The sequence below is a fragment of the Mycetocola reblochoni REB411 genome (assembly GCF_900163835.1).
In the GTDB taxonomy this organism is placed as follows: domain Bacteria; phylum Actinomycetota; class Actinomycetes; order Actinomycetales; family Microbacteriaceae; genus Mycetocola_B; species Mycetocola_B reblochoni.
Window position 1 is genome coordinate 1 of record NZ_FUKR01000026.1, and the last position, 2,451, is coordinate 2,451.

Sequence of the window (2,451 nt, forward strand, 5' to 3'; positions counted from 1 at the left end):
CCGCCACCCGCCACGTCGACCAAGGCCTCTCCCTGACGCTGTTCTTCCGCGACACGGCGACCACGCGCGACATCAACAGAGCCCAGATCCATGCCTGGCGTGCCGGGATCAAGACCCTTTATTACATCCGCCTGCGCCAGCCCGCGCTCGAAGGCACCGAGATTGAAGGCTGCGTCTCTTGCGCGCTGTAACCCCAGAATCCGATCTTCCCGAAGGAGCACCCATGACCCTCACCGATATCACCCGCCCGATCACCGAGATCTCCGTCACTCCGCCGGGCTATCGGCACGACCCGGCAGCCCGCCTGCGGCCCATCAACTGGAACCGCGTCGGAGACGACAAAGACCTCGAAGTTTGGAACCGCCTCACTGCGAACTTCTGGCTGCCGGAGAAGGTGCCGCTCTCCAACGATCTCTCCGCCTGGCAGAAACTCACCCAGGAGGAACGCACGCTGACCATGCGCGTGTTCACCGGGCTCACCATGCTTGACACCGTGCAGGCCACAGTCGGCGAGATCTGCCAGATCCAGGATGCCCGCACCGAACATGAGGAGGCCGTGTACACAAATATCGCGTTCATGCAGTCCGTGCACGCCCGCTCCTACTCGTCTGTGTTTTCCACGCTCACCTCGACCCCCGAAATCGACGACGCCTACCGGTGGGCCGTCGCGAACGACCTTCTTCAGGAGCGGTGTAAGAGGGTGCTCGCGCACTACTACGGGGATGATCCGCTCAAGCGGAAGGTCTCCTCGACGCTGCTGTCCTCGCTGCTGCTGTACGCGGGATTCTACCTGCCGCTGCACTTCTCCGTGCACGCCACGCTCACTAACACTGCCGACATGATCCGGCTCATCCTCCGCGACAAGGCCGTGCACGGCTACTACTCCGGATACAAATACCAGCGCGGCCTCGAAACCCACACCCTCGCCGAACAAGAGCACATGCGCGAGTTCACCTATGCGCTCCTCGAAGAGCTCTACGAACTCGAACTGGCCTACTCCGGTGAGCTCTACGAGCCGCTCGGACTCATGGACGACGTCGCCGTGTTCGTCCGCTACAACGCGAACAAAGCACTCATGAACCTCGGCTACCCTGCCCGCTTCACGCCAGAAGAGACCGAAGTCAACCCGGAGATCCTCGCGGCTCTCGCACCCGGCGCGGACGAGAACCATGACTTCTTCTCTGGATCTGGGTCCAGCTACATCATCGGCAAAGCAGTAGATACCCGTGACGATGACTGGGACTTCTGAGCCTTTGCCCCGTCCCGACGAAGGGGCATGGCTCGAAACTATCGCCTTGTTTCAGGCTGTACGAGAAGGCAACCAGCCCGCTGCGCTGCGGTTACTCGGGACCAGTTCGAACCGAGATGCCGTTATCGGTGGGCTCCTTTCGATGCTTGGCATGTTTCTCCGCGCGGAGAGTCCACACAAGCTTGATCAGTTCATCGCCGCGTCGCACCGTGCCGGCCCACCGCCGGCGTTTGGGGCCCGACCTTTTCTCCCGCCCATCGAGCACTGATATCACTTCGAAGAAAGAGAACACCGCCAGTGACAAAGAACATCAACGTAATCATCGGGAGCCTACGCCGGGGCTCTTACGCGCGCAAGATCGCCCACAACGCCATCGACTACTTCCCCGAAGGTTACAAAGCAAGCATCCTTGAGATCCGTGACCTCCCTCTGTACGACTTCGATTACGACGACCCCGAAGTTGCCGACGTGCGAGTCCCAGAGGAGTACACGGCATTTCGAGAGGCAATCAAGGCTTCCGATGGCATCCTGTTCGTCACACCAGAGAACAATCGCACCATTCCCGCATGCCTCAAGAACGCCATCGACATCGGTTCCAAACCCAATGGAGATGTCGCATGGAAGAACCTACCAGCCGGCATCATTAGCCACTCGGTGGGCCGCATGGGCGGCTACAGCTCACAGAAGAACCTTCGCCTCGCCTTGTCATACTTCGACATGCCGACGCCGGGCCAACCAGAGGTATTTCTCGCGCAATCACCCACCCTTTTCGATGAAGAGGATCGGCTCAATGAAGACACTGCGCAGTTCCTCCAAGACTACGTAGATCGCTTCGTCGGCATCATCGACAGACAGCTCGAAGCAAGAGGCAACGGGTGATTATCGAATCCCGATGCAGGGCATCGATCATGGCTCGAATGGGGCCGTCCCTAAGCCGATGCCTTGGGCACTGATGAATGCAAGCAGCCACAGGTTCCGCGGAATCGCGAGGGAATCCGCGGAACTTCACCCCCATCCTTGTCCGCACGCGTAGCGATCACACACCAATTCCGCCTGTCGCTTTCGATTGTGTGAAGTTGATCGCGATCCGCGCCGGAAGCGCAAGGTTGTTTAGCGAGTTCGGTAGCCGCCACGTCAATGTCGGCGAGGGACTGCTGCACGTTTAGGTGACATCTGATCTGGCTTGCCTGAGAGGGCAGCCT

The 2,451-nt window shown here is 59.9% G+C and carries 3 protein-coding genes; all 3 read left to right on the top strand.

The window, feature by feature from the left end; genetic code table 11:
- Positions 1-191, top strand: a 191-nt coding sequence (locus FM119_RS04670; protein WP_179205202.1) for a hypothetical protein, incomplete at its 5' end; no start/stop codon positions are given.
- A gap of 32 nt (positions 192-223) precedes the next feature.
- Positions 224-1,249: a class 1b ribonucleoside-diphosphate reductase subunit beta gene (nrdF, locus tag FM119_RS04675; RefSeq protein WP_087136528.1), complete on the top strand. Its 1,026-nt coding sequence runs from the start codon at positions 224-226 to the stop codon at positions 1,247-1,249.
- 297 nt (positions 1,250-1,546) lie between these two features.
- A complete protein-coding gene (locus tag FM119_RS04685) occupies positions 1,547-2,128 on the top strand; it encodes an NADPH-dependent FMN reductase (protein WP_087136529.1) in 582 nt (193 codons plus the stop codon).
- Positions 2,129-2,451: the final 323 nt, after the last annotated feature.

Coding starts and splice junctions, on each gene's coding strand:
- nrdF (WP_087136528.1), top strand. CDS start 224: ATGACCCTCACCGATATCACCCGCCCGATCACCGAGATCTCCGTCACT.